We start from the raw sequence: 1,951 nt of genomic DNA, 5'->3' as shown, positions 1-1,951 counted from the left end.
GTAGCATTATAGATGAGAATAAGACAATAGACAAACTCTTATCCCCACAAATCAATCCAGAGCAATATAAAAGTGAGATAGGATGGTTATGGTATTATAATGAAAAACAAGCGCTGGGGAATTTGTTTCTCAATAAGAATATCCGAGAATGTAAGCAATGTTTTTACAGGTGCGGTCGCATAGATGAATACGAAATCAAAAAAAATGATGCCAGAATCCTTGATTCGGGAGTCAGTCATTTGCTATATTCTGTTCTTAGTGATAACATTCCCCTGATGCAGCGGTATGCCAATTTAGGACATACCCATTATGCCTGGATGGTGGAACGCGGGCATAGTACATTGCTATACGCCATTCAGCAGGTGATAAAGGAAGACTGGGAGCGACTTAGGTGGAGTCTTGGTATTATGTCTACCAAAAAACAAACAGTTAACAAAGGTCTATTGCCCGACAGAAAATTTTTTGAGGGCATGATTGCAAAAGACAGAACAATGATTATGGAAGCAATACACGAACTGCTAAAAACGCACAAAAAACGTAATAAATACTTAGGTATTGCACAAGATTATATTTCCATGCCAGCCTTGGGCTACACAAAACTGGCATGGCTGAAGGGAATCGAAATAGAGATAGACCATCCGCTGATACCCAAAGAACTATTGCCCTATAACCCGTTGGAAAAGTATGAGGACAAGTATGCATTTTTGAAAGAGATAGGGTAATAACTTTAATCCTAACCAAATCTAAAAAAGCATATTACCACTCAGGAAGATTTAACTTTTGGAAAGTTTGAAACTTTCCAAAAGTTCCCCTTTACCTACCCTGCAGAGCCTGAGAACGAAGATTGACGATATCGTACTGAACGGCGATGCTTTGGGAACAAAAACAGAATCCATTTGCGACGACATTTTCCAAACCGATGGTTTTGTAAAACACGAAGCCAAACTGCCGGGTAATAACGGATTCGATGGCGTGTACATTAAACAGGATGCGGCGGGCAATGTGGAGGAAATTATTATTAATGAAGCAAAACAGGTTGGGAATGCGGGGAATATTAAATTGAATGCACGAAATACACAAACGCAATTAGATCCACAAATGAGTGATAAATGGGTTAATGATTTACTTCTCAAAATGGAACTGCAAGGAGGAAACTTAAAAATTTTATCGGACGTTTTAGCAGCGAATAAAGATAAAATACTCAAAACCGTAACTGCGGTAGACAGAAGTATGCAAGAAATAGTAATTTTAAGATTAGCTAAATATTAAAAAATGCTGCCACTTAGCGAGATTTATACCAATAGTATAATAAGTGAAAATGAAGCACTAAAAAGAATTTTATCACCTCAAACCAGCCCAGTGCAATATGAAAGCGATATTGGCATGTTATGGTATTATAATGAACACCAGGCGCTGGGAAGTTTGTTCCTGAACAAGGATATCCGGGAATGTAAACAATGTTTTTACAGGTGCGGGCGCATAGATGAATACGAGATTAAACAGTATAATTCCAGAGTTCTTGATTCAGGTGTGATTCATATTACGTTTGCAATCTTAAGTGATGATTTATCTTTAATAGATCGTTACGCCAATTTAACACACCCTTGGTTCAGTCATACCATAAAAAAGGGAAGTTTAGTCCACGCAATGCAGAATATCATAAAAGAAGACTGGGATAGTTTAAGGGGAGACATTTTTGTGTACGAACAGATCATCACTACGCAAAAAGGAAAAATCAATATTCCAGACTTGATGTTTTTTAAAGGCATGCTCACCAGCAATAAAGAAATGGTTACTGAAGCAATAAAGATGCTGCTAAAAGATCATAAAAAACGCAATAAGCATATGGGCATCGCCCAGGATTATATTTCTATACCAGCTCTTGGTTACACAAAACTGGCATGGTTAAAGGGAATGGAAATTGAGATAGACCATCCGCTGATACCCAAAG

At 37.7% G+C, this 1,951-nt stretch carries 3 protein-coding genes; all 3 read left to right on the top strand.

Annotated features, from left to right (window positions below; genetic code table 11):
- A partial coding sequence (locus GWC94_RS00015) for an Imm49 family immunity protein (protein WP_161832957.1) occupies positions 1-722 on the top strand: 722 nt, incomplete at its 5' end.
- 67 nt (positions 723-789) lie between these two features.
- A complete protein-coding gene (locus GWC94_RS00010; protein WP_161832956.1) occupies positions 790-1,269 on the top strand; it encodes a hypothetical protein in 480 nt (159 codons plus the stop codon).
- Positions 1,270-1,272: 3 nt separating this feature from the next.
- A partial coding sequence (locus GWC94_RS00005; RefSeq protein ID WP_161832955.1) for an Imm49 family immunity protein occupies positions 1,273-1,951 on the top strand: 679 nt, incomplete at its 3' end.

It is taken from the genome of Sediminibacterium soli (genome assembly GCF_009939225.1).
GTDB lineage: Bacteria > Bacteroidota > Bacteroidia > Chitinophagales > Chitinophagaceae > Sediminibacterium > Sediminibacterium soli.
The sequence above is the reverse complement of the archived record's forward strand: the minus strand, read 5'-3'. Positions and strand labels throughout refer to the sequence as shown.